Here is a 24,932-nt window from a genome sequence, read left to right as displayed (position 1 = left end):
AACATATTCAATTTCAGCTGCGGTTCTGGACCGGAAACACAAAACACTTGTCCCGTGGGACAGATAACCATAGCGCAGTGCCGTTTTGCGGAAGAAATACCGATGGCACCGTTGCCATCAACTCTATCCCGCTTTCCTCCATCCGGAACTCGACCAGACTTTCCCGTCCCATATACCTGGCGCGCTGGACAATTGCCCGCGCCGCAACCCCATCACGCGTTGATGGCGAAGGCCCCTTGCCCGCGCGATCGAAATCAATCCGAACGTGTTGCGGGCGGAAAACGATTTCAACGGCGGTCCCATCAGGAATTCCCGGGGCCAAAAACTGCCCAAAGGGGGTACTGGTCAGCGCCCCTTTAACTACGCCGCGCAGAATATTGATATCAGAGAAGAACGCAGCGGCCTCGCGATCTCTGGGGGCGTTGTAGATGTTATAGGGCGCGCCCTGCTGCACGATTCGTCCCCCGCGCATCAGCGCGATTTCATCTGCCATACGCATCGCTTCGGCAGGTTCGTGCGTGACCAGCAAAACTGCGGTTTCTTCTTCTTTTAATACGTTCAGAGTTTCATCGCGCACACCATCGCGCAGCCGATCATCCAGGCCGGAAAAAGGCTCGTCCATCAGCATTATCCGGGGCTTGGGGGCCAGCGCCCGGACCAGCGCCACCCTTTGCTGCTCGCCCCCTGACAGTTGATGGGGGTGGCTGTCTGTATAGGCCGACATTCCGACCCGCTCCAGCAACTCGCCGACCCGGGCCTTTTTCTGGTTCTTGTCCCCTTCCAGGCCAAAAGCCACATTCTGCGCAACTGTCAAATGCGGAAACAACGCAAAATCCTGAAACATCAAACCGATAGAACGCCGTTCAGCGGGCACGCGAAAGATGGTGTCGCAAATCAGCACACCATCCGCGTATATTTCACCCGAATCCTGCATATCGACGCCTGCAATGATCCTGAGGGTCGTAGACTTCCCGCAACCCGATGGTCCCAGCAGGCAGGTTACTTGCCCCGGCATGACCTTTAGTGACACATCGTCGACAACCGTCCGGCCTTCGAATTGGCGAACGATATTCCGAATTTCCAAACGGGGTGTATCTGGGCTCACACTGGTCTCTTTCTGCGTGAGGTTGGAATCTTAGCAAAACGCTCAGATTTACTAGGTATCAGCCCTTCTGCGCCCTCGCAACCCCAACGATGCCGGTTGCAATACCTGAATCAGTTAAACTCAGAGCGTGGAATTCATCGCCCCGCCGTCCAAAAGAATATTCTGCCCGACGATAAATCCGGACTTGTCCGAACACAGGAATGCACAGGCTGCTCCAAATTCCTGCGCCGTACCATAACGGCGTGCGGGGATCGCTTCCTGACGGGCGGCGCGTGCTTGATCCATACTGATGCCTTGGGCGGTTGCGACACCCTGATCCAGGCTGTCTGCCCGATCGGTGGCGTGAATGCCGGGCAGGAGATTGTTAATCGTCACACCATGCGGGGCCACTTGCCGGGCGGTGCCCGCGACAAAACCGGTTAGACCTGCACGCGCAGAGTTTGACAGCCCCAGAACGGCGATCGGTGATTTGACGGATTGGCTGGTAATGTTGACGACCCGTCCCCAACCGCGATCCATCATACCCGGCAGAACCGCCTGCATCATAGCAATAGGCGTCAGCATGTTGGCATCAAGCGCGGCGATGAAATCATCCCGATCCCAATCGGTCCACATCCCTGGGGGCGGACCGCCAGCGTTATTGACCAAAATATCCACGGATCCAGCCGCGGCTAAAACTTTTGCTCGCCCGTCTTCGCTCGTGATGTCAGCCGCAACCGGAACCACCTGAACGCCGTATTGGGCCTCTATGTCACTTGCGGCCTCCACAAGCGGCCCTTCTGTTCTGGCGTTGATGATTAGATCGACACCTTCGGCCGCCAACGCCTCTGCACATCCACGGCCCAACCCTTTGGACGCGGCACAGACAATCGCGCGGCGGCCTTTGATCCCCATATCCATCTTGTTCCCCAATCATCTGTTTCAACTTGTGTTGAGCCAGAGTTATTCCGATGAACCGACTTTGCAACCACATAGTTCGCCCCTCTCCAAGCTGAAATCTGATCCGATTGTTGAAACATGGATAGATCAACGATTGCCCCGCCCGCGCCTCTCGCCTATATCCGCGCCATGTTGGATAGAGCCTCAAACAAACCTGACCTACCTGCCGAGATTGCCCGGCGACGCACCTTTGCCATCATCTCACACCCGGATGCTGGTAAAACAACGCTGACAGAAAAGTTTCTGCTTTATGGCGGCGCGATCCAAATGGCCGGTCAAGTCCGCGCCAAGGGCGAGGCACGCCGTACACGTTCTGATTTTATGCAGATGGAAAAGGATCGCGGAATTTCTGTGTCCGCCTCTGCCATGTCGTTTGACTTTGATAATTTCAGGTTCAACCTTGTTGACACTCCCGGGCACTCTGACTTTTCTGAGGACACCTACCGCACCCTGACCGCAGTTGATGCCGCGGTAATGGTGATTGATGGGGCGAAAGGCGTTGAAAGTCAGACGCAAAAGTTGTTTGAAGTTTGCCGCCTGCGTGATCTGCCGATCCTGACGTTCTGCAACAAGATGGACCGCGAGGCCCGCGATACGTTTGAAATCATCGACGAGATTCAGGAAAATCTGGCAATCGACGTAACACCAGCCAGCTGGCCCATCGGCATGGGATCTGAATTTGTTGGCTGCTATGATATGTTGCGCGACCGGCTGGAGCTTATGGACCGCGCCGATCGCAATAAAGTGGCTGAGTCGATCAAAATAATCGGGTTGGATGACCCAAAGCTGGCCGAACACGTTCCGGCCCACCTTCTGGAGAAATTTCTGGAAGAAATCGAAATGGCTCGTGAACTTCTTCCGACGCTCGATCAACAGGCGCTGCTGGACGGCACGATGACGCCAATCTGGTTCGGCTCTGCGATCAATTCCTTCGGCGTGAAAGAGCTGATGGACGGCATCGGGACATACGGGCCCGAACCGCAACCACAACAAGCAGCCCCCCGTCACATTGCGCCAGAAGAAAAGACTGTCGCCGGCTTTGTCTTCAAAGTGCAGGCCAATATGGACCCAAAGCACCGTGACCGCGTGGCATTTGTTCGTATGGCATCCGGGCATTTCAAACGCGGCATGAAGCTCACCCATGTACGCACCAAAAAACCTATGGCCATTTCAAACCCGGTTCTGTTTTTGGCCGCAGATCGCGAATTGGCCGAAGAGGCCTGGGCCGGTGACATCATTGGCATTCCCAACCACGGGCAACTGCGTATCGGAGATACGCTGACCGAGGGCGAAGCGTTGCGCGCCACAGGCATCCCCTCTTTCGCACCGGAGCTGCTACAAAGCGTCCGCGCAGGCGATCCGATGAAAGCAAAACATCTGGAAAAGGCGTTGATGCAATTTGCCGAGGAAGGTGCAGCCAAAGTTTTTAAACCCAATATCGGTTCAGGTTTCATCGTCGGAGTCGTCGGCGCCTTGCAATTCGAAGTATTGGGCAGCCGGATCGAACTGGAATATGGTCTGCCCGTTCGATTTGAACCATCGCAGTTTACGTCTGCCCGTTGGGTTCACGGCAGCAAAGAGGCTGTGGATAAGTTTGTGAATGCAAACAAACAACATATCGCCCATGACAATGACGGCGACATAGTTTATCTGACCAGATTACAATGGGATATTGACCGGGTTGAGCGTGACTATAGCGAGATAACCCTATCCGCGACCAAAGAGATGATGACCTGAATCACCAAAGATTGTTGCGAATTTCGAAACAAACTGCGGTGTTGATTTCAGCTGTCCCCAATCCCGTCGAAGCAATTGACCTTTGACAACAAATTCGCTATGCCCGACCCGCTATGGGGGCTTGTGGATAATTAAGTGCCGGCCTGACCGGATGCCCCTGCAACCCGATACGACATGACGTCGTAGAACACGGAATAGAATGACGAAATTCTCCGATCTGAAGCTGCACCCAAAAGTCCTGAAAGCTGTCGAAAGCGCAGGTTATGAAACCCCAACCCCCATTCAAGCCGGCGCAATTCCGCCAGCATTGGAAGGGCGTGATGTTCTTGGGATCGCACAGACCGGTACAGGTAAGACCGCCAGTTTTACCCTGCCTATGATCACCATGCTGGCCCGCGGCCGCGCACGCGCCCGGATGCCCCGCAGCCTGGTGTTGTGCCCAACACGGGAACTGGCCGCTCAGGTCGCTGAAAACTTCGACATCTATGCGCAACATGTAAAACTGACCAAGGCATTGCTGATCGGTGGCGTTAGTTTCAAGGAGCAGGATCAATTGATCGACAAAGGTGTCGACGTTTTGATTGCCACGCCTGGGCGTCTCTTGGACCATTTCGAACGCGGCAAGCTGCTATTGACCGGTGTTCAAGTCATGGTCGTGGATGAGGCTGACCGGATGCTCGACATGGGGTTCATCCCGGATATCGAGCGTATCTTCGGTCTGACACCGTTCACCCGGCAAACATTGTTCTTCTCTGCCACGATGGCGCCAGAGATTGAACGCATCACAAATACTTTCCTCTCCAACCCTGAAAAGATAGAGGTCGCTCGCGCCGCGACCACTGGTGAAAACATCACACAATCCGTTGTCATGTTTCGTGCCTCGCGCAAGGATCGCGCCGCCAGCGAAAAGCGCAAGTTGCTCCGCGCGCTGATCGACGCAGAGGGCGAGGCCTGTTCCAACGCAATCATCTTTTGCAACCGCAAGACAGATGTCGATATATGCGCCAAGTCGCTGAAAAAGTACGGTTATAATGCGTCCCCGATCCATGGCGATCTGGAACAATCAAAGCGCATGGAAACACTGGATGGATTCCGCGATGGGTCTATCCGCTTCCTATGCGCCTCGGACGTTGCCGCACGCGGTTTGGACATTCCGAATGTCAGCCATGTCTTAAACTTCGATGTTCCCGGTAATGCAGAGGATTATGTCCACCGGATCGGACGTACCGGCCGCGCGGGAAGATCGGGCAAGGCCTTGATGATTTGCTCCAAACAGGATGAACGAAATCTGGGGGACATTGAAAAGCTAGTGCAAACCACAATACCCCGGATGGACAGCCCTCTGGCAGCCCCATCCATAGAACCCGTTGAGGCCATCGAACCTGCCGCAAAGCCCAAACCCCAAAAGAAGGTAGGCGACGGGAGCAACGACAGAATCAGAGACATCCCCCAAGAGGCCCAAAATGTGGCCCCTAAAGAAACAGAAAGAAAACCCAAGCGTCGCACCGATAACGGCAAACGCGTGATCGGGATGGGTGATCACCTGCCCTCTTTCATCGCAATGAGCTTTGACGAACGACGAGTTGGTTAAATTCTGTTCAGGCCGATCGTCACGCTGACAATCGGCTGATAATCACCGAAACCTCTGGTTTGCGCCCGATTTCTGCCAATGCAGAGCGTCGGATTTCGCGGCGCAAGGCTTCTTCCAACTTGTCATCATCCATGAGTGTTTTATCGGCCATCCGATTGACAAGTTGACTAAGATCTTGCTCCAATACATCCGCCAAAGGTGCTTTGGAGTTTCCAATCTCCGTCAAACCCATAGTCTCCACCCAGGGATCGCCAAGCGGTTCGTCATCTTCGTCGACGATCAACGTCACGATCACATGGCCGTTTAGCGCCATGCGGATACGATCTCTGACCACGCCATCCAGAGCACCAATCTGTACAGAACCATCCAGATAGGTGCGGCCAGTTTCAATGTACTCAACCACCTTGGGCTGATCGCCAGTCAAATCCAGCATTGTCCCATTGACGGCCAAGGCCCCAATTCGGCCCTTGGCCTCTGCCAATTTAACATGTTCGCGCAGATGCCGGTGTTCGCCATGCATCGGGATCACCATCTGCGGATTGATCAGGTCATGCACGCGTTCCAAATCTGGACGATTGGCATGGCCGGAAACGTGATACTTGCCAGAACTGTCATCCACAACGTCCACACCCTTTTCGGAATAGGCGTTGATGATTGAAATGACGCCCCGTTCGTTGCCTGGAATGGTCTTGGATGAAAACAGGAACGTATCGCCCTCTGCCATTTTCAAACCACGATACTTCCCCCGCGCCAGTTGGGCAGAGGCAGCGCGGCGTTCGCCTTGACTACCAGTCACGATCAGCATCAAATTTTCACGTGGAATATCAAGGGCATCTTCGGGGCTGATGACAGTTGGAAAATCGGCCAGAACGCCGGTTGTGACGCCTGCTTCGATCATCCGGCGCATGGCGCGGCCCAACAGACAGACAGAACGCCCGGCGGCCTTGCCTGCCAGAGCCAAGGTTCTGACCCGTGCGACGTTAGAGGCAAAGGTTGTCGCGACAAACATGCCTGAAGCGCTTTTCACCAGCTCGGTAATTTCAGGGCCGACGGATGCCTCAGACCGCCCAGCGAACGGGGAAAAGATATTGGTGGAGTCGCACATCAAAACCTTCACACCTGGTTTTGCCACTTCTGCCCACAAGTCTGGGTCAAACGGTTCACCCACCAAGGGCGTTTCATCCAATTTGAAATCCCCGGTATGCACAATGCGCCCGGCTGGCGTGTCGATGACCAAGCCTGAGCTTTCCGGTATGGAATGGCTAATCGGCATGAACGACACGCTGAAGGGGCCTGCAGAAATCGTTTCTGGCCAAGGGGATGCGGTGATAATTTGATCCTCTGGCGCGCCGTGTTCTTCCATCTTGCGACGGGCATGATGGGCGGTGAAAGCACGGGCATAAACCGGGGCCTTTAATCGGCGCCACAGATGCCCGACTGCGCCGACGTGATCCTCATGTGCGTGGGTGATAAAGATTGCTTCCAACCGATCTGCGTTTTCCTCGAGCCACGTGACGTCAGGGAAAATCAGATCGACGCCGGGGGTCGTATCCATATCGGGGAAGGTCACACCCAGATCCACAAGGATCAGGCGTTCCTTTCCAGCCGGGCCATAGCCATAGACATAGGCATTCATGCCAATCTCTCCGGCGCCGCCCAAAGGCAGGTAAATCAAACGATTCTTGCTCATGAAAATCCTGCCTTTTTTGCCTTGCTGTATTACGACTGTATTGCGTCGGTATTGTATCGGTGGATCGTGATCAAACCATGCATGGTCAGATCATCCTCGAAATGGTCAAACAGCGCGTAACCTTGTTGGAACAAAGGTGCAAGGCCGCCTGTCGAAATCACCTTCATATCACGGCTGCGTTCGGCCTTGATCCGTTCACAGATTCCGTTGATCAGCCCGATATATCCCCAGAACACACCAGATTGCATACAGGCCACGGTGTTGGTGCCAATAACGTTCTCAGGCTTGGATACGTCAACATGGGGCAAAGCGGCGGCAGCCTGATGCAGGGCCTCTAGGCTGAGGTTCACACCGGGCGCAATCACCCCACCGATATAGGCGCCATCCTTTGCCACGACATCAAACGTTGTGGCGGTGCCGAAATCCACCACGATGAGGTCGCCACCATATAGATCATGACCTGCGACAGTGTTCACCAACCTGTCAGGCCCCACCTGTGTGCCTTCGTCCACGCGAACATCCACCGGCAGACGGCATTCTGGTTTGCCGACGACCAAGGGGCGCGTGTTGCAATAACGATCGGCAAAGACCCGAAGGTTCCACACCACCCGCGGCACGGTTGAGGAGATAATGACCTCGTCTATATCAAACGGGATATTGTGATGTTCCAGAAGCGTTGACAGCCAGACATAATATTGGTCCGAAGTTCGCTGATGTTCGGTCGCGGTCCGCCAGGTGCACAGGAACTTTTCTCCGTCCCAGACAGAAAAAACGGTGTTCGTGTTTCCGCAGTCGATGGCCAGAAGCATATTTGCCCCCTTTTAAAAAAATACTTCGGCGGCTGGAATGATGTGCCGCCCCGTCGAACATCTCAATATCAGATTGCCGGACGTGTCGACAGTTTCGAATACTCCGGTCCATTCTTCGCGCATTGTGCGGGCTGTGATCACCTCTCCCAAACGGGCGGCGCGCTGCAGCCAAGCCTGCCGGATAGGTTCAAAGCCATAGGTGGTAAACTGATGTTCCCACCCCGCGTAGGCCAGGGCGAGCGTGTCCAGAAACTCCTCTGGCGTCACCAATGCGCCGGTTTCTGACAACAGGCTAACCGGGGTGACGGCACCCGACGCCATCTGATCCATTTCGGGGGTGGAGATAAGGTTGACCCCAATTCCAATACAGAAATAGGACAGATGGCCCGACCCGGCACCGCCAGATTCCAGCAATATCCCAGCAAGTTTCCCGCCGTTCAGCAGCACGTCATTGGGCCATTTCAAGGCAAACGCATCCGCCCTGCCGGTCAACGCAACGCAGGTATCAAACAGAGCGAGCGATGCAACGAAGGACCGAAGTGCAATGGTGTCTGGTGCCTCTGTCGGGCGCATGACCAGTGTTGCTGAAAAATTGCCCTCTGGATCTGCCCATGGTCGACCACGTCGGCCCCGCCCCTGTGTTTGACGCAAGGCCAAAATCCATTCAGGACCCGCCAATGCCGGAGCGCGTCGCTGCGCCTCGGCATTGGTGCTGTCGATCTCGGTCAGGATTGTGCGGCCCACGCCTGCGGGCCAGCCAGTCTCAGCGGGCAAGGGTCTCGGCCGCCATGGCCGCCATGTCCTCGATCCCAAAGAGGTTCACGACACCCGCCACCATCATTATGGCGCTTGCTGCAAGAACCAGCCCCGGGATCAGTGCCGTGGGCTTGTCCAGCGCATCAACCTCTTTGCCGAAATACATGAAAAAGACGATGCGCAGGTAATAGAACGCCCCGATGACAGAGGCGATCACACCGGCAATCGCCAGCCAGGCCATGTCGGCTTCTACCGCCGCGCGCAGAACGTAGTATTTGCCAAAGAACCCAACCATCGGCGGTACGCCTGCAAGGCTGAACAAAAGCACCAGCATCGCTGCGGCGCGCCACGGTTCCTGGCGTGAATAAAGATTGAGGCTATCGATATCACTAACCGGTTTACCATCGCGTTCCATCGACAGGATGAAGGCAAAGGTACCAAGGTTCATGGTGACATAAATCGCCATGTAAACCAGCATAGCCTGAATGCCGAACTGAGTACCGGCAGCCAGCCCCATCAGGGCAAAACCCATATGCGCAATCGATGAATAGGCCATCAGGCGTTTGATGTCGCGCTGACCAATGGCGGCCACCGCCCCCAGGAACATGGATGCCACAGACAAGAGCGCGATGATTTGTGACCAGTCGGCAGAGGCCGCGCCAAAGGCATCGTGCATAACCCGGGCGAACAGCCCCATCGCAGCCAATTTCGGCGCCGTGGCAAAGAACGCGGTGACCGGGGTCGGGGCGCCCTCGTACACATCCGGGGTCCACATATGGAACGGAACGGCAGAGACTTTGAACGCCAGTCCCGTGATGATGAACGTCAGGCCGAACAGCAACCCAATGCTGGCATGGCCGTCATGTATCGTAGAGATGATACCAGAGAAGAGCGTCGTTCCGGCAAAGCCGTATGTCAGTGAACACCCGTAAAGCAGCAGACCAGAGCTAAGCGCGCCCAGTACGAAATATTTCAACCCGGCCTCTGTCGAACGCACGCTGTCGCGCCGCATGGAGGCCACGACATAAAGCGACAGAGATTGCAGTTCCAACCCCATGTAAAGCGCCATGAGATCCCCAGCAGACACCATCATCATCATACCGACAACGGCAAGCGCCACCAGTAAAGGCAGCTCAAACCGCATCAGGTCACGTTTTGTCAGATAATCCATGCTCATCAACAGCACCACAGCCGCCGACCACAAGATGCCAACCTTTGCAAAGCGCGCGAAACTGTCATTGATGAACATACCGTCAAAGGCCGTATGCGTGCCCGATGCACCAAAACCAATCCATGCACCGATCACAACCATCACAGCCGCCGTCGCAACGGTCAGCAGCGGGGCCAGTTTGTCCTTGCTGGAATAGACGGCACCGATCAGCGCGCCCATGGCAAAGACCGACAGAACAATCTCTGGCAGGACTTGGGAAATATCAGAAGAGATCATCGAACCCACCTCAATGTGATGTGGCGACTTGCGTCGCGCTCTCGGCCACCGGCAATGCGGCGTGGTAGTTGGTAATCAGCGCCTCGACGGAGGGACCGATAATGTCAGTGACCAGCGACGGGTAGACACCCAGAAGCAAGGTCATGAAGACAAGCGGCGCAAATGTCAGGCGTTCGCGGCGTGTCATATCGGTGATCGAGCGCAGTGCCTCTTTCAAGAGCTCGCCCATGACAACGCGGCGATAGAGCCACAGCGCATAAGCCGCCGACAGGATTACGCCAGAGGTCGCGAACAGCGCCACCCAGGTGTTGACCTGGAAGATGCCCATCAAGGTCAGGAATTCACCCACAAACCCAGATGTGCCCGGCAGGCCGACATTGGCCATGGTAAAGAACATGAAGATCAGCGCATAGGCCGGCATCCGGTTCACAAGACCACCATAGGCATCGATATCGCGGGTGTGCATCCGGTCATAGATAACCCCAACACACAGGAAGAGCGCGCCAGAGATAAAGCCGTGGCTGAGCATCTGGAAAATCGCGCCATCAATACCCTGCTGGTTTGCCGCAAATATCCCCATGGTGACATAGCCCATATGCGCGACCGAGGAGTAAGCGATCAGCTTTTTCATGTCTTCCTGCACCAGCGCGACCAGCGAGGTATAGACAATCGCAATCGCCGACATCCAAAAGATCAGCGGCGCCAACAGATCAGAGGCGATGGGGAACATCGGCAGACTAAACCGCAGGAAACCATAGCCGCCCATTTTCAATAGGATCGCCGCCAGAACGACAGACCCCGCCGTCGGGGCCTGAACGTGGGCATCGGGCAGCCAGGTATGAACCGGCCACATCGGCATCTTCACCGCGAAAGACGCAAAGAACGCCAGCCACAGCAACGTCTGCAAACCACCGATAATCTGGAACCCGGCGACGGTCATCGTGCTAGACCCAAACTGGTGGTTCAACAGGGACGGAATATCTGTGGTGCCCGCATCCATATACATCGCGATCATCGCGACCAGCATCAGAACCGACCCGATGAAGGTATACAGGAAGAATTTGAAGGACGCATAAATACGATCCTTGCCACCCCATATGCCGATGATCAGGAACATCGGTATCAGGCCAGCCTCAAAGAACAGGTAGAACAGCACCAGATCCAACGCCATGAAGACGCCCAGCATCAGGGTTTCCAATACCAGAAACGCGATCATGTATTCCTTGACCCGGTGCGTTACGCCCCAGCAAGACAATATCGTGATCGGCATTAGGAAGGTGGTCAGCATCACAAACAGAACGCTGATGCCATCAACACCCATCTTGTATTTCAGGCCCAATATCCAATCGGTTTCCTCGACCATCTGAAAGCCGGTGTCAGACGGATCAAACCCGGTCAGAATTGCGATGGACACGATGAAGGTAATCGACGTGGCACCAAGTGCCGCCCATTTCGCCGCGCTTTGGGCTGCTGCGTCTTCTCCTCGCAGGAAAATCGCAAGAATAAGTGCCGCACCCAATGGGATGAACGTTACCAAGGACAGAAGACTATCCATCATTATTCAGCACCCCCACTGATCGACATCCATGTAATCAGTACAACAATCCCGATCACCATGGCAAAGGCATAGGTGAAAATGTAACCGGACTGTGCGCGGCCCGCGAGCCGGGTAAAGAACGGGATAATCCCCATCGCAACCCCGTTTAGGAACCCGTCAATCACCGATCCGTCGCCGCGTTTCCAGAGGAAACGACCGATACATTTGGCAGGGCGCACGAATACCGCATCATAGATTTCATCCACGTACCACTTGTTCAGGAAGAACTGGTAGGCGACGGGCTGGCTTTCGGCCAAACGGCGCGGCAAGGATGGGTTCCAGACATAGAACCACAGTGCCAGCAGCAGACCCAGAACCATAGAAACGAACGGCGAGACCTTAACCCATTTCGGGGCATGGTGCGCATTGTCCAGAACATGGTTGTCGGGATGGGTAAAGACAGCACCCTGCCCCGGCGTCCAACCGGCAATATGCACCATGTCTTCGCCTTGGGCCTCTTCGTGATCGGCAACTGCATGATCGTCAGCGTCACCATGTCCGGCGTCAGCATGAGTCTCTTCCTCGCCATGGTTATCAGCGTCGGCATGGGTATCGGCCTCTGCATGGGTGTCTTCGCCATGTCCGGCCTCCGCACCGTGATCATTTGATGCCTCATGATGCGCGGGCACACCGTAAAAGGCATTGACCTGTTCATGGGTTCCGAAGAAGGGTTTGAACCAGATCATCCCGGCCAGAACTGCCCCAACGGCCAGAACCCCCAGCGGGATGGTCATTGTGGCCGGGCTTTCATGGGCATGATCGTGGGTGTGCTGATCGCCGCGCGGCGTACCAAAGAAGGTCAGGAACATCAGGCGCCAGCTGTAGAAACTGGTCATGAAGGCCGCAATCACCAGCGACCAGAAGGCGAAATCGCCAGCCGCAGAATGGGCGCCCCAAGCGCTTTCGATAATTGCGTCCTTGGACAGGAAGCCTGCGAAACCGATCGTGGTCAGCGGAATACCGACACCGGTGATGGCCAGCGTGCCAATCATCATCGCCCAGAAGGTTTTTGGCATCTTGTGGCGCAGCCCGCCATAATTCCGCATGTCCTGTTCGTGGTGCATACCGTGGATGACGGACCCGGCACCCAAAAACAGCATCGCCTTGAAAAACGCGTGGGTGAACAGATGGAACATCGCGGCGGAATAAACGCCGACACCTGCGGCCACAAACATATATCCCAGCTGCGAACAGGTGGAATAGGCAATGACGCGTTTGATATCGTTCTGCACCAATCCAACCGTTGCTGCAAAGAATGCGGTGATGGCCCCGATATAGATCACAAATGTTTGTGCCTCTGGCGCGAATTCAAACAGTGGCGACATACGGCAGACAAGGAAAACGCCTGCGGTCACCATGGTTGCGGCGTGGATCAGGGCCGATACTGGTGTCGGACCTTCCATCGCGTCCGGGAGCCAAGTGTGCAGGAAGAACTGCGCCGATTTCCCCATTGCGCCGACAAACAGCAGGAAGGCCAACAGGTTCGCGGCGTTCCATTCTGTCCACAGGAAGGTCAGTTGTGTTTCTGCCAATGAGGGTGCGGCGCTGAACACATCGTCAAAGTTGATGCTGTCGGTCAGGTAGAAGAGGCCAAAAATCCCCAGCGCAAAGCCGAAATCACCCACTCGGTTGACAACAAACGCCTTGATCGCCGCAGCGTTGGCCGATGGCTTGCGGAAGTAGAACCCGATCAGCAGATAGGACGCGACGCCCACGCCCTCCCAACCAAAGAACATCTGAACCAAGTTGTCAGAGGTCACCAGCATCAGCATGGCAAAGGTAAAGAACGACAGATACGCAAAGAAGCGCGGCTTGTAACTTTCGCCCTCATCAAACTGGCTGTCATGGGCCATGTAGCCCATGGAATAGAGATGCACGAGCGAGGACACCGTCGTCACCACAATCAGCATGATCGCGGTCAGCCGGTCCAGACGAATGGCCCAGCTTGTGTCCAATGACCCGGATTGGATAAATCGGAAAATCTCGATCTGGCGGGTGTCGCCGTCAAAGCCCAGGAACACGATCCAGGATAAAAATGCCGCCAAAAACAGCAAACCCGTGGTCAGATACATCGCCGCCTGCTCGCCGATCATGCGCCAGCCAAAGCCTGCAATGATCGCACCGATCAGGGGGGCAAAGAGGATAATGGTTTCCATGGTTCTCTTTACCCTTTCATCACATTGACATCTTCAACCGCGATGGTGCCACGGTTGCGGAAGAAACAAACAAGAATGGCCAGACCAATGGCGGCCTCTGCCGCGGCAACTGTCAGCACAAACATGGTAAAGACCTGCCCGACCAGATCACCGTGATGGGCGGAAAAGGCCACGAGGTTGATATTCACAGACAAAAGCATCAGTTCGATCGACATCAGCAGAACGATGATGTTCTTGCGGTTCAGGAAGAGGCCAAAGATGCCGATGACGAACAAAGCCGCCGCGACGCCCAGGTAATGTTCTAATCCGATCATCTGTCCCACTGTCCTTCTGTTCGGGTTCTTCCCAACTCAACTCTTAATCCGGTATCAGTCATCACAGCCCCTGTCCCGGTTTCACGTCTTTCAGCTCCATCGCCTTCGCCGGATCACGGTGCATCTGGGCGATGACGTTCTGGCGTTTGACATCCTGACGGTGGCGCAATGTCAGAACGATGGCCCCGATCATCGCAACCAGCAGGATCAGGCCCGCAGCTTGGAAGAGGTAAATGTAATCGTCATAGATCAACTGACCCAGCGCCGCTGTGTTGTGCAGCTCTTCCGGGGCAGGAGCGATGGCCAGACGCAGGCTTTCGGCCTCATCCGCCACAGTCCAGTTGCCCAGTACGATCATCAGTTGCATCAGCAACACGACACCGATCAACAAGGCCAGCGGCACATATTTGGCCATCTCGGCCTTGAGCTCGGCAAAATCCACATCCAGCATCATCACGACAAACAGGAACAGCACCGCGACTGCGCCCACATAGACGATGATCAACAGCATCGCGACAAACTCAGCCCCCAGCAGAACGAACAGACCTGCCGATGACAGGAAGGCCAGGATCAACCACAGGACCGAATGCACCGGGTTGCGGGACACGACCGTAAAGAGCCCCCCGATCAGGGTTGAGATCGCAAACAGATAAAAGGCCAACGCCGCCACTGTCATTTTCCATCATCCTCTTTGTCTGCCAGAACCTCTTGGGCCAGCTCTGCTGCCTTGGTCATGGCCGGAAGACCACCGAACATGGCCATCAGGCCGATGGTTTCGATGATTTCCTGTTTTGTTGCCCCTGCCTCATGCGCGTGGCGCACAGTCAGGCGAATTTGTGTGTCTGCTTGGGCACCCTGCATGGTCAGGCCGGCAAGCGTCAGGAGCAGTTTGGTTTTGGCGTCCAACCCGTCCTTGTTGGCGCCTTTCCCGAACCCCATCTCCATCATCTCTTTGGACATGGTCGGGATCAGTGCCTCGAACCCTTTGGCAGAAAACGACTCCAGCGCCGGATTCATGGCCTTTGCCATGTCCTGCATCTGGGCCATCATGGCCTCGAATGGGTTCTTTTCGTCGGTCATCGGTAGGGTGCATCCATTTCTAGGTTACGGGCGATTTCAGCTTCCCAGCGTTCGCCATTGGCCAGGAGTTTGGCCTTGTCATAAAACAGCTCTTCACGGGTCTCAGTTGCGAATTCGAAATTCGGCCCTTCGACGATGGCATCCACTGGGCAGGCCTCTTGGCAAAAACCGCAATAGATGCATTTCGTCATGTCGATGTCATAGCGCGTGGTCCGGCGACTGCCGTCATCGCGCGGTTCGGCATCAATGGTGATGGCCTGTGCGGGACAGATTGCCTCGCACAATTTACAGGCAATGCAACGCTCTTCGCCATTCGGATAGCGACGCAGCGCGTGTTCACCCCGGAAACGCGGGGACAAGGGCCCCTTTTCATGCGGGTAATTCAGCGTTGCCTTGGGCGCGAAGAAGTATTTCAGCCCCAGACCAAATCCTTTGATGAAATCCGCCAACAGGAAGTATTTCGTGGCGCGTGTGTAATCAAATGCCATTCTAATTAACCCCCTATGGCCCAGCGGGCATATGCGCCGCCAAAGGCCCCGTATTGTGCAAAGAATGCCACGATCACCACCCATGCCAGCGACAGCGGCAGGAAGACCTTCCAGCCAATGCGCATCAATTGATCATAGCGGTAACGCGGCGTGATCGCCTTCACCATCGCGAAGATGAAGAAGAAGAACGCCATTTTCCCAACCATCCACAGCACGCCATCCGGCAGGCCCGGAATGGGCGACAGCCAACCGCCGAAGAACAGCAACGACGTCAGCGCACACATCAGGAAGATGGCGATATATTCACCCGCCATGAACAGCAGGAACGGCGTCGAGGAATATTCAACCTGGTAACCTGCGACCAGTTCAGATTCAGCCTCTGGCAAATCGAACGGCGGGCGGTTGGTTTCCGCGAGACAAGAGATGAAAAACAGGAACACCATCGGGAAATGCGGCAACCAGTACCAGCTGAAGAACCCGTAATCGCCATCCTGCGCAGCAACGATATCACCGAAATTCAGAGAGCCCGTGGAAATGATAATCCCAATGATGATCAGGCCAATCGACACCTCATAAGAGATCATCTGCGCTGCAGATCGCAGCGAGCCCAAGAACGGATATTTGGAGTTCGATGCCCAACCACCCATAATCACGCCGTAAACCTCTAACGAGGACATCGCGAAGACATAAAGGATCGCAACGTTCAAATCGGCCAGAACCCAGCCATCATTGAACGGGATCACAGCCCAGGCGATGATCGCCAATACGAAAGATGTCATCGGGGCCAGGAAATAGACCGGCTTGTCGGCACCCGCGGGAACCACAACCTCTTTCACAACATATTTCAGCGCATCGGCCACTGATTGCAGCAGGCCAAAGGCGCCCACGACGTTTGGACCACGGCGCATCTGAACGGCGGCCCAGATCTTCCGGTCGCCATAAACCAGAAACAAAAGCGAGATCATCACAAAACCGGTGACGGCAAGACATTGCGCCACGATGATCACGAATGTTCCCAGCGGGGTGGTTAGAAAATCAGCCATTTGTCCTCACACCGTCGGTATTCATATTCATTTGCATCTGCCGCCCCCTTACTCTGCCGCGACGGGCTGCGCTGCCCGTGCTTTTGCATTGGCGGACAGTTCTGCCATCAGGGTGGATGCCCGTGCAATTGGATTGGTCAGATAGAAATCGCGAACCGCGTTGCGGAAGCCCGCACTGGCGGGTTTGCCCAACGGCAGGCGGTTCCATTCGTTTTCTGGCACCTGATCTATTCCAGCCAGATGCGGCACGGCCTCAACCAGCGCCTGACGCAGCTGTGCCAGACTGTCATAGGGCAGCGTTGCCCCCAATTCAGCGCTTAAGGCGCGCAAGATCGCCCAGTTTTCCTTGGCCTCACCTGGGGCAAAGCCCGCACGCAGGGCCAGTTGTGGGCGACCCTCGGTATTTACGAAAAGACCGTTTTCTTCGGTATAGGCCGCTGACGGTAGGATCACATCGGCACGATGCGCGCCCCGGTCGCCATGGCTGCCCTGATAGATCACAAACGCACCCGGTGAGATTTCGACCTCATCAGCGCCCAGGTTATAGACAACCTCTGCCCCGTCCAGCGCGGCGGTCAACCCGCCCTCAGTCACGGCACCCACATCCATCGCACCCACGCGGGCGGCAGCGGTGTGCAGGACCATAAACTTGGATTCCGTGGCCTCGGCGAACTTCATCGCTTGGCTAAGAACCGCCTCGCCATCGGCCTCGTTCAACGCGCCTTGACCGATGATCACCACGGTTTCTTTGCTCAGCGCGTCGGAATGGTCGCCCTCGTTCAGCTTCACCAGATCATCTCGGCCAGTGCCCAGATGGAAATATTTATACGTCAAATCAACGGCTTCGCCAACGACGCCGATCTTGGCGCCATTGATCCAAGCCTTGCGGATACGGGCATTCAGCACCGGGGCTTCGTCACGCGGATTTGTGCCAATGAGCATAATTGCCTTAGCATTGTCGATATCTTCGACCGCAGCAGTCCCGACATAGCCAGAACGGTTGCCCGCAGGCAGTTTGGCCCCATCAGTACGGCATTCAACAGATCCGCCCTGCCCCTCGATCAACTGTTTTAGGGCGAAAGCAGCCTCAACCGGGGCCAGATCGCCGACCAGACCAGCAACTTTCTTGCCTTTCATCGCCGCGGCAGCGGCCCCTAGCGCCTCCCCCCAATTGGCGGGGCGTAGTTTTCCGTTTTCGCGGATATAGGGCCGATCCAGGCGCTGCCTGCGCAGGCCATCCCAGATGAAGCGGGTTTTGTCGGAAATCCATTCCTCGTTCACACCGTCATGATTGCGCGGCAGAATACGCATCACTTCGCGGCCCTTAGTATCGACGCGAATGTTAGACCCCAGCGCGTCCATCACATCGATGGATTCTGTTTTTGTCAGTTCCCAAGGACGGGCGGTAAAGGCGTAAGGCTTCGACGTCAGCGCCCCAACCGGGCACAGATCAATGATGTTACCTTGCAGGTTGCTGTCCAGCGTCTGGTTCAGATAGCTGGTAATTTCGGCATCCTCACCGCGCCCGGTCTGGCCCATCTGGTTGATCCCGGCAACCTCTGACGTGAAACGCACGCAACGAGTGCAGGAAATGCAGCGAGTCATCGCGGTTGACACGAGCGGACCGAGGTTCAGCTCATCCACGGCGCGTTTCGCCTCGGTAAAGCGTGAAAAATCAACGCCATAAGCCATGGCCTGATCCTGAAGATCGCATTCGCCACCCTGATCGCAGATCGGGCAGTCCAGCGGGTGGTTGATCAGCAGAAATTCCATTACGCCCTCGCGGGCCTTTTTCACCATGGGCGAGTTGGTCTTTACCACCGGCGGTTGCCCTTCGGGGCCCGGGCGCAAATCCTTGACCTGCATTGCACAGGATGCCGCCGGTTTCGGCGGGCCGCCCACGACCTCGACCAGACACATACGGCAGTTGCCGGCAATCGACAGACGTTCGTGATAGCAAAACCGCGGGATTTCGATCCCGGCCTGCTCACATGCCTGAATGAGGGTCATCGCCGGATCAACTTCGATCTCGCGATCGTCGATAATGATTTTCCGAAGGTCACTCATAGTCTATTCCGCCTTCAACAAAACGCCGATTTGGGTGCTGCGATCCATCTGATCGCGCCCAATGGCACAGTAACTTTCCGCATTACCAGGCTCTGCCCCCTTTTGGGCCAGCCAGATATCAACATGACGGCGCAAGCGCGCCTCTTCTTCCTGGTCATCGACATAGGCCTCGATCTCTTCATGAGAGAAGCCAGCCGATTGCGCCAGATTGTAAAGCGAGCGCAGATACATCAGACCGCGCAGCTTTCGCACACCCAGCGACGGGCAATTATCTTCAATCTCTGTCACGATGCCCGCGGATATCAGGCCGCTATTCACGCCCTCGTGGTCACGCAACCCGCCTGCCTGCACCGCATAAGCGGGCAGAGCCAGCGCAAGGGCGCAAAGGGATATGATCGCATGACGCATCATCGTGCCGTACACCGGCCCGCAAAACGTAATTTGCGGCCATCCTGTTCAAATGCCCAGTCACCAGTTACGGGATCGAGTTCCCATTCGGCATCGGATGACCCATAGCGGAACAGGCAATATTCCGTTGCTGGGAAACGCACGCTTTCGCGCACCTCGGCCACCCCGGCGCCCTTATTTGTCACCGCGACGGTAAACTCCCGACGATCCGACTCTTTGGACAGACGCGCCTTATAAGGCAACGCACGCGCCGCTTTGGGCGCACCGATGCCGGTCAAGTTCTTGACCGTGCCACAAGAAGCGATAGGAAGGCTAAGCGCCAAAATTATGGTGGCTCGTAAGATCATTCAGCTGCCACCCGATCGCATTGTTGTTCGCGCCAGCGCCGCGCGTCCTCAAGATGCGACCAGCCAAAGGCGAAATCACTATCCCCATTGGTGCGCAAATGTTCCAACCGTTCTAGCGCTTCGTCCAAACTTGGCTGATGCCCTTCCGGCACCCACCACATGACGAAATGCATCTGTTCCAGTACCTCGAACCATTCTGCCCGACGTTCATAGAATTGCCGGTGTACAGTATCCCACACAAACGCTTCTAAGGTCTGGACATTTTCCCAGACTGTCAGGTTTGAAATGAGCAGAGGATCACCCTCAACCCCGGTTTCGGTATTGCCAGTCCCGGGTTCACCCGAGCCTTCCATCATCCAGACAAACCCCGGCATCCGCTTGCCAAGCCCGTTGATCCGATCCAGCGCATTCATGAAATCGGCCACACGCGGATCATCCGTCGGCGCGACCAGTCGCGCGACGTTCAGCTCTGCAAGATGATGACCTTTGGGCTGCATTGGTTACTCCGCCGCCACGGCACTGACACGGCCAGTGCGTTTATATTTGATCCGATCTTCAATCTCATTTCGGAAATGACGGATCAGGCCCTGGATCGGCCAAGCCGCCGCATCACCCAGCGCACAGATTGTGTGGCCCTCGACCTGCTTGGTGACCGACAACAGCATATCGATCTCTTCCGGTTCCGCATCGCCTGTCACCAGACGATCCATAACCCGCATCATCCAACCGGTGCCCTCGCGGCACGGGGTACACTGACCGCAGCTTTCGTGTTTGTAGAACTTGGACAGACGCCAGATCGCCTTGATCACATCGGTGGACTGATCCATCACGATCACCGCCGCAGTTCCCAGACCAGAGCGCTGTTCGCGCAACCAGTCGAAATCCATGATCGCGTCTTCACAGATATCCTTGGGAAGCATTGGAACGGACGAGCCACCGGGAATGACGGCTTTCAGGTTATCCCATCCGCCGCGCACGCCGCCGCAGTGACGATCCAGCAACTCCTTCAGCGTGATCGACATTTCCTCCTCAACCACACAGGGGTTGTTCACGTGACCGGAGATGCCAAAAAGCTTGGTGCCTGCATTGTTCGGCCGCCCGAAAGACGAAAACCACCCGGCCCCACGGCGCAGGATCGTCGGCGCAACGGCGATGGATTCCACGTTATTCACCGTGGTCGGGCACCCATAAAGGCCCGCCCCCGCAGGGAATGGCGGCTTCATCCTCGGCATGCCCTTTTTGCCCTCAAGGCTTTCGATCAGGGCGGTTTCTTCGCCGCAGATATAGGCCCCGGCCCCGTGGGCCAGGAACAGATCAAAATCCCAGCCGGATTTGGCGGCGTTCTTGCCCAGAAGGCCCGCATCATAGCATTCGTCAATCGCGGCCTGCAGGGCCTCGCGTTCGCGGATGAATTCCCCACGGATGTAGATATAACAGGTATGCGCATTCATCGCGAAACTGGCGATCAGCGCACCCTCGATCAGGGTATGCGGATCATGGCGCATGATTTCGCGGTCTTTGCAGGTGCCGGGCTCAGATTCGTCAGCGTTGATCACCAGATAGGCCGGGCGACCATCGCTTTCCTTGGGCATGAAGGACCATTTCAAACCGGTCGGAAATCCCGCACCGCCACGACCGCGCAGGCCTGATGCCTTAACCTCATCCACGATCCAGTCGCGGCCCTTTTTGATGATGTCCGCCGTCCCGTCCCAATGGCCGCGCGCCCGCGCACCAGCAAGGCTGCGGTCATGCATCCCGTAGAGGTTGGTAAAGATCCGATCCTGATCTTTCAACATAGTTACCATCCTTCGTCCGCCGGCATTCCGGCCCTGTTATCCCCGGCGTTTCCGCCAGATATTTATTCCAACAATCAACGCCCAAATCAGCGCGCCGATCGCCGCAAAATCGAGCAAGAAAACATAGCGGGCTTCCAGCCCCAGTTTTCCACCCAACCATTGCCCACCCAGCCAGAGGATCATTGCAACCGCGATCACTATCGACACCAGCCGTGCCTGCCGCGCCAGCGCCCGATCCTCTTCGGGGCTTATGGTCATTTACGCCTCGTCGCCGTTTGCCAGCGACTTGGCTTGTTCGATCCAGCCGTCCCGCTCAATGCGGCCTTTAAACTTCAACCGGCTGTCCACCCATGCGACCTCAGCCGGGCCCCAAGCCGCGATCTGATCGAAATGATAGAAACCCAGTTCATTCAACGTCTGTTCCAGCTTAGGTCCCACACCCTTCAGCTTTTTCAGATCATCCGGTTGCCCACCACGTGCGGCGGTCAATGTTTCGGGAGCAGTTTCTGCCGCATCCGTTACAGGTGCCGGTTCAGCCTTGGGGGCTGCTTTTTTGGCGGCTGGCTCGGCAGCAGGTTGCGCCGTTTTCTCCAACCATGGGGTCAAGAGCGGCACCTCTGTTCCGTCAATCTTTTTCACCGTCTCGCCGATGTCCACGGCACGCTGGACCGACCCGTTATACTGGGTATGGCCGCTTTCAAACTCTTTCAGCGTCGTCAGGCCGGGCAGCGGTTCGGCCGCATAGCGCCCGTTTTGCGGCCCCGGCACGGGCACCTTGCCTGCGCGCAGCTCTTCGATGATTTCGCCGAACCGTTCGGCGGTCAAATCTTCATAGTAATCTTTGCCGATCTGGGCCATGGGCGCATTGGTACAGGCCCCAAGGCATTCGACCTCTTCCCAGCTGAGCTTGCCATCGTCAGACAACTGATGCGCGTTCGGCGCGATCTTGTCGCGGCAAACCGCAATCAAATCCTCTGCCCCGCAGATCATGCAGGACGTGGTCCCGCAGACCTGAATATTGGCGATCGATCCGACCGGTTGAAGTTGGAACATGAAGTAGAAGGTCGCAACCTCCAGCGCACGGATGTAATCCATGCCCAGCATGTCAGCGACATATTCGATGGCCGGGCGGGACAGCCAACCCTCTTGTTCCTGCGCCCGCCACAACAGCGGAATAACGGCAGAGGCCTGACGGCCATCCGGGAATTTGGTTGTCTGCGCCTCAGCCCATGCTTGGTTAGCAGGGGTAAAGGCGAAACTATCGGGTTGTTCGGGGTGAAGACGGCGAAGCATTAGCGGTCAATCTCTCCAAATACGACATCCATGGTACCAATAATGGCGGCGACGTCGGCCAATTGGTGGCCGGTGGCGACGTGGTCCATGGCTTGCAGGTGCAAATATCCCGGGGCGCGGATTTTGGCGCGGTAGGGTTTGTTTGATCCATCGGCGACGAGGTAGACGCCAAATTCACCTTTGGGGGCCTCAACCGCCGCATAAACCTCACCCGCGGGCACGTGGAAGCCCTCGGTATAGAGTTTGAAGTGGTGAATCAAAGCCTCCATCGAGGTTTTCATATCGCTACGTTTGGGCGGTGTCAGTTTCCCCCGGGCCAGAACATCGCCTTGGCCTTCGGGCGCGCGGAGTTTTTCCACCGCCTGATGAATGATCTTCAGGCTTTCGCGCATTTCCTGCATCCGGCACAGGTAACGATCAAAACAATCACCGTTTTTGCCAATCGGGATCTGGAAATCGAACTCATCATAGCATTCATAGGGCTGCGCACGGCGCAAATCCCATGCAAGGCCGGAACCCCGGACCATGACGCCAGAGAAGCCCCAATCAAGGATTTCCTGTTCGCTCACAACACCGATATCGCAGTTGCGCTGCTTGAAAATGCGGTTTTCCGTCAACAGACCATCAATATCATCCAGAACACGGGGGAACTCATTCGCCCATGTCTCGATGTCATTGATCAGGTCGGGCGTCAGATCCTGATGGACCCCACCGGGGCGGAAATAGGCGGCGTGCAGGCGGGCCCCGCTAGCACGCTCATAAAACACCATCAGCTTTTCACGCTCTTCAAAACCCCACAGCGGTGGGGTCAACGCGCCGACATCCATGGCCTGCGTCGTCACGTTCAGCAGGTGGTTCAGAACCCGGCCAATTTCGGAAAACAGCACACGGATCAGGCTGCCACGGCGCGGCACCTCTGTTCCGGTCAGCTTTTCAATGGCCAGACACCAGGCATGTTCCTGGTTCATCGGGGCCACGTAATCCAGCCGGTCGAAATACGGCAGGTTTTGCAGGTAGGTCCTGCTTTCCATCAGTTTTTCGGTGCCACGGTGCAACAGGCCGATATGCGGGTCACAGCGTTCGACTATCTCGCCATCCAATTCCAGCACCAAACGCAGAACGCCGTGGGCGGCCGGGTGTTGGGGGCCAAAGTTGATGTTGAAATTGCGGATTTTCTGTTCGCCGGTCAGGGCGTCGGTATATCCTCTGGAGCCGTCCATTATTGCGCCCCTCCTGCATCGGCAAACATCGCAAAGATCTCTGCCTCTGTGGTTTTCTTGGTGTCATTCGCCAAGGCATAGTTGTCAGGCTTGCGGTCGATGAAAATCTCGTGGTCCACGACAAATTGCGATGGATCATCAAAGGCCTGCATCGACACATGCTGAAACGTGCCATCCTGCATTTGCCACACCAAGGACGACCCGCATTCTTTGCAGAACACGCGCTCACCCCATTCGCTACCTTTGTAGGAACCAAGGGGCGCCCCATCTGCGAAAGTGACCGAAGTTTCACAATCCACGGCAAAATACATGCCACCAGACCATTTCCGGCACATGCCGCAATGACAGGCCGCTACCGACATGGAAACCGGGGTCGCGGTGAAGCTGCAGGCGCCACATACGCAGGCACCGTTTAGTGTTTGGCCCGATGCATCAGTCATTTCGCCGCCTCCTTCTCATCACCCGGCAGGATGTATTCGGCGCCCTCCCATGGCGACATGAAATCGAACTGGCGGTATTCCTGGGTCAGCTTGACCGGTTCATAGACCACGCGTTTCTGCGCCTCGTCATATCGCACCTCGGTATAACCCGTCGTCGGAAAATCCTTGCGCAGCGGATGGCCGCGGAACCCATAATCCGTCAGGATGCGGCGCAGGTCCGGATGGCCGGTAAAGATGATGCCGAACATATCGAACACTTCACGCTCGAACCAATTGGAAGACGGATGCACCGATACAATCGACGGCACCATTTCATCGTCACGCACGGCCGCGCGCAGGCGGATGCGGTGGTTTTGGTACATCGACAGAAAGTGATAGACGACATCGTAACGCTGATCGCGCGACGGGTAGTCCACGGCAGTGATATCCACCAGCGTTGAAAACTTGCAGCGCTGATCGCCACGAATAAACTCGACCAGCGATGGCAGGGCACGGGCGACGACATCAACGGTCAACTCGCCATGTGTGATCTTATAGCCGATCACCGCGTCGGGTTGTTTCAGCTCCAGCCAGGCGCCAAGTTCGTTCAGTGCATCAGACATGGCGACC

The 24,932-nt window shown here is 56.2% G+C and carries 25 protein-coding genes; 2 read left to right on the top strand and 23 right to left on the bottom strand.

Going from position 1 to position 24,932, the window contains the following annotated elements:
- Positions 1–13: 13 nt before the first annotated feature.
- Positions 14–1,105 carry an ABC transporter ATP-binding protein gene (locus tag AC2D8P_RS04960; RefSeq protein WP_484701005.1) on the bottom strand — a complete coding sequence of 364 codons (1,092 nt, stop codon included), beginning with the start codon at positions 1,103–1,105 and terminating at the stop codon, positions 14–16.
- Between the two features lie 120 nt (positions 1,106–1,225).
- Entirely contained in the window at positions 1,226–2,005 is a 780-nt protein-coding gene (locus AC2D8P_RS04955; RefSeq protein ID WP_484701004.1) for an SDR family oxidoreductase, read from the bottom strand.
- Between the two features lie 168 nt (positions 2,006–2,173).
- Between AC2D8P_RS04955 and AC2D8P_RS04950 the strand changes: the two genes are divergently transcribed.
- Together AC2D8P_RS04950 and AC2D8P_RS04945 are read left to right on the top strand one after the other, a co-directional pair.
- The gene (locus AC2D8P_RS04950) at positions 2,174–3,781 is read left to right on the top strand and encodes a peptide chain release factor 3 (RefSeq protein WP_484701115.1); all 1,608 of its coding nucleotides are present in this window, start codon (positions 2,174–2,176) and stop codon (positions 3,779–3,781) included.
- A 199-nt stretch (positions 3,782–3,980) separates the two neighbouring features.
- Positions 3,981–5,372: a DEAD/DEAH box helicase gene (locus AC2D8P_RS04945; protein ID WP_484701002.1), complete on the top strand. Its 1,392-nt coding sequence runs from the start codon at positions 3,981–3,983 to the stop codon at positions 5,370–5,372.
- A 19-nt stretch (positions 5,373–5,391) separates the two neighbouring features.
- Here AC2D8P_RS04945 and AC2D8P_RS04940 read toward each other — a convergent pair whose 3' ends face one another.
- From AC2D8P_RS04940 to AC2D8P_RS04840, 21 genes are all read right to left on the bottom strand, one after another.
- Entirely contained in the window at positions 5,392–7,062 is a 1,671-nt protein-coding gene (locus tag AC2D8P_RS04940; RefSeq protein WP_484701000.1) for a ribonuclease J, read from the bottom strand.
- Between the two features lie 29 nt (positions 7,063–7,091).
- Positions 7,092–7,871: a type III pantothenate kinase gene (locus AC2D8P_RS04935; RefSeq protein ID WP_484700999.1), complete on the bottom strand. Its 780-nt coding sequence runs from the start codon at positions 7,869–7,871 to the stop codon at positions 7,092–7,094.
- Between the two features lie 12 nt (positions 7,872–7,883).
- Complete coding sequence (locus tag AC2D8P_RS04930) at positions 7,884–8,645, bottom strand: biotin--[acetyl-CoA-carboxylase] ligase (RefSeq protein ID WP_484700997.1); 762 nt, start codon at positions 8,643–8,645, stop codon at positions 7,884–7,886.
- Positions 8,635–10,074: an NADH-quinone oxidoreductase subunit NuoN gene (gene nuoN, locus AC2D8P_RS04925; protein WP_484700995.1), complete on the bottom strand. Its 1,440-nt coding sequence runs from the start codon at positions 10,072–10,074 to the stop codon at positions 8,635–8,637. The genes AC2D8P_RS04930 and nuoN overlap by 11 nt, the downstream gene beginning before the upstream one ends.
- Positions 10,075–10,084: 10 nt before the next feature.
- Complete coding sequence (locus AC2D8P_RS04920) at positions 10,085–11,629, bottom strand: NADH-quinone oxidoreductase subunit M (protein ID WP_484701113.1); 1,545 nt, start codon at positions 11,627–11,629, stop codon at positions 10,085–10,087.
- Between the two features lie 2 nt (positions 11,630–11,631).
- Positions 11,632–13,827, bottom strand: coding sequence for an NADH-quinone oxidoreductase subunit L (nuoL, locus tag AC2D8P_RS04915; protein ID WP_484700993.1), 2,196 nt, complete (start codon positions 13,825–13,827; stop codon positions 11,632–11,634).
- Between the two features lie 8 nt (positions 13,828–13,835).
- On the bottom strand, positions 13,836–14,141 hold the full coding sequence (nuoK, locus tag AC2D8P_RS04910; protein WP_484700992.1) for an NADH-quinone oxidoreductase subunit NuoK: 306 nt from the start codon (positions 14,139–14,141) through the stop codon (positions 13,836–13,838).
- Positions 14,142–14,202: 61 nt separating this feature from the next.
- Entirely contained in the window at positions 14,203–14,817 is a 615-nt protein-coding gene (locus AC2D8P_RS04905) for an NADH-quinone oxidoreductase subunit J (RefSeq protein ID WP_484700990.1), read from the bottom strand.
- A complete protein-coding gene (locus AC2D8P_RS04900) occupies positions 14,814–15,221 on the bottom strand; it encodes a carboxymuconolactone decarboxylase family protein (protein WP_484700988.1) in 408 nt (135 codons plus the stop codon). Before AC2D8P_RS04900 ends, AC2D8P_RS04905 begins: the two co-directional genes overlap by 4 nt.
- A complete protein-coding gene (gene nuoI / locus AC2D8P_RS04895; protein WP_484700987.1) occupies positions 15,218–15,709 on the bottom strand; it encodes an NADH-quinone oxidoreductase subunit NuoI in 492 nt (163 codons plus the stop codon). The genes AC2D8P_RS04900 and nuoI overlap by 4 nt, the downstream gene beginning before the upstream one ends.
- Before the next feature lie 5 nt (positions 15,710–15,714).
- Positions 15,715–16,752, bottom strand: a complete 1,038-nt coding sequence (nuoH, locus tag AC2D8P_RS04890) for an NADH-quinone oxidoreductase subunit NuoH (protein WP_484700985.1) — start codon at positions 16,750–16,752, stop codon at positions 15,715–15,717.
- 48 nt (positions 16,753–16,800) lie between these two features.
- Positions 16,801–18,819 (bottom strand): NADH-quinone oxidoreductase subunit NuoG, encoded by a 2,019-nt coding sequence (nuoG, locus tag AC2D8P_RS04885; protein ID WP_484700983.1) that lies wholly within the window; start codon positions 18,817–18,819, stop codon positions 16,801–16,803.
- Between the two features lie 3 nt (positions 18,820–18,822).
- A complete protein-coding gene (locus AC2D8P_RS04880; RefSeq protein ID WP_484700981.1) occupies positions 18,823–19,230 on the bottom strand; it encodes a DUF5333 domain-containing protein in 408 nt (135 codons plus the stop codon).
- On the bottom strand, positions 19,227–19,574 hold the full coding sequence (locus AC2D8P_RS04875) for a hypothetical protein (RefSeq protein ID WP_484700979.1): 348 nt from the start codon (positions 19,572–19,574) through the stop codon (positions 19,227–19,229). Before AC2D8P_RS04875 ends, AC2D8P_RS04880 begins: the two co-directional genes overlap by 4 nt.
- Positions 19,571–20,071, bottom strand: coding sequence for a DUF3291 domain-containing protein (locus tag AC2D8P_RS04870; RefSeq protein ID WP_484700977.1), 501 nt, complete (start codon positions 20,069–20,071; stop codon positions 19,571–19,573). Before AC2D8P_RS04870 ends, AC2D8P_RS04875 begins: the two co-directional genes overlap by 4 nt.
- A gap of 3 nt (positions 20,072–20,074) precedes the next feature.
- Positions 20,075–21,370 (bottom strand): NADH-quinone oxidoreductase subunit NuoF, encoded by a 1,296-nt coding sequence (gene nuoF / locus AC2D8P_RS04865; RefSeq protein WP_484700975.1) that lies wholly within the window; start codon positions 21,368–21,370, stop codon positions 20,075–20,077.
- A gap of 36 nt (positions 21,371–21,406) precedes the next feature.
- On the bottom strand, positions 21,407–21,628 hold the full coding sequence (locus AC2D8P_RS04860; RefSeq protein WP_484700974.1) for a DUF5337 domain-containing protein: 222 nt from the start codon (positions 21,626–21,628) through the stop codon (positions 21,407–21,409).
- Positions 21,629–22,663, bottom strand: coding sequence for an NADH-quinone oxidoreductase subunit NuoE (gene nuoE / locus AC2D8P_RS04855; protein WP_484700972.1), 1,035 nt, complete (start codon positions 22,661–22,663; stop codon positions 21,629–21,631).
- Positions 22,663–23,883 carry an NADH-quinone oxidoreductase subunit D gene (locus AC2D8P_RS04850; protein WP_484700970.1) on the bottom strand — a complete coding sequence of 407 codons (1,221 nt, stop codon included), beginning with the start codon at positions 23,881–23,883 and terminating at the stop codon, positions 22,663–22,665. Before AC2D8P_RS04850 ends, nuoE begins: the two co-directional genes overlap by 1 nt.
- A complete protein-coding gene (locus AC2D8P_RS04845) occupies positions 23,883–24,323 on the bottom strand; it encodes a GFA family protein (RefSeq protein WP_484700968.1) in 441 nt (146 codons plus the stop codon). Before AC2D8P_RS04845 ends, AC2D8P_RS04850 begins: the two co-directional genes overlap by 1 nt.
- Positions 24,320–24,925, bottom strand: coding sequence for an NADH-quinone oxidoreductase subunit C (locus AC2D8P_RS04840; protein WP_484700966.1), 606 nt, complete (start codon positions 24,923–24,925; stop codon positions 24,320–24,322). The genes AC2D8P_RS04845 and AC2D8P_RS04840 overlap by 4 nt, the downstream gene beginning before the upstream one ends.
- Between the last annotated feature and the right edge of the window lie 7 nt (positions 24,926–24,932).

This window comes from Roseovarius sp. YIN77 (genome assembly GCF_057219155.1).
The sequence above is the reverse complement of the archived record's forward strand: the minus strand, read 5'-3'. Positions and strand labels throughout refer to the sequence as shown.